This window comes from Streptomyces sp. cmx-18-6, assembly GCF_046548915.1.
GTDB lineage: Bacteria > Actinomycetota > Actinomycetes > Streptomycetales > Streptomycetaceae > Streptomyces.
In genome coordinates this window covers 1-575 of sequence record NZ_JAEBEP010000053.1, presented here as the reverse complement: position 1 = coordinate 575, position 575 = coordinate 1, and the positions used below count along the sequence as shown (strand labels likewise).

The following is a 575-nucleotide window of genomic DNA, read 5'->3' as shown; positions in this document are numbered from 1 at the left end:
CTCAGTAGTCGTCCCGTTCGGAGGGCGGTCCGTACTGCTCGATGATGTCGCAGGTGCAGGCGCCGCCCTCGTACACCGTCTTGTCGCACTCGTCATGGTGGTGCCGTGCCGGCGGCCGCTTCGGCGGGGCGGCCGACGCGGACGGGACGGGAGGCTGCTCAGCTCCGGCCCGGGCAGCGGCCCTGAGCTCCTGGTCCACGACGGCGGAAGCGATCTCGTCCTTGCGCCACTGCTCGGGGGAGTTGTGGCGTACCAGGCCGCCCGCGTAGGCCATGCGCAGCAGTTCGGCCTTGGTGTGCTTCCGTGTCAGCTCGGTGAGGCGCTTCATGCGCGCCAGGCTGCGGGCCGCCTCGGCTTCACGCTCATCGTCCGCCCCTGTGCCGCCCGCGTCGCGCTGTTCCGGCACGGGCGCTTCCGCCGGCGCAGGCTGCTCAGAACCTCCGTCCGTCGGTGCCGGGCCTGCCCAGTCGACGCCCAACGCCGCCAGGGCGGCGAGCTGTTCGGCGCTGAGCTTGTCCCGCCTGGCACGGGTGTTCGATACCCATACGCCCAGCTTCACGACCACCGGCTCCGTC

Annotated in this window: 1 pseudogene; it reads right to left on the bottom strand. The window is 71.8% G+C overall.

Going from position 1 to position 575, the window contains the following annotated elements:
* Window position 1 precedes the first annotated feature (1 nt).
* Window positions 2-575: pseudogene (locus tag ACLJPL_RS34100) on the bottom strand (helicase); the annotation flags it as partial.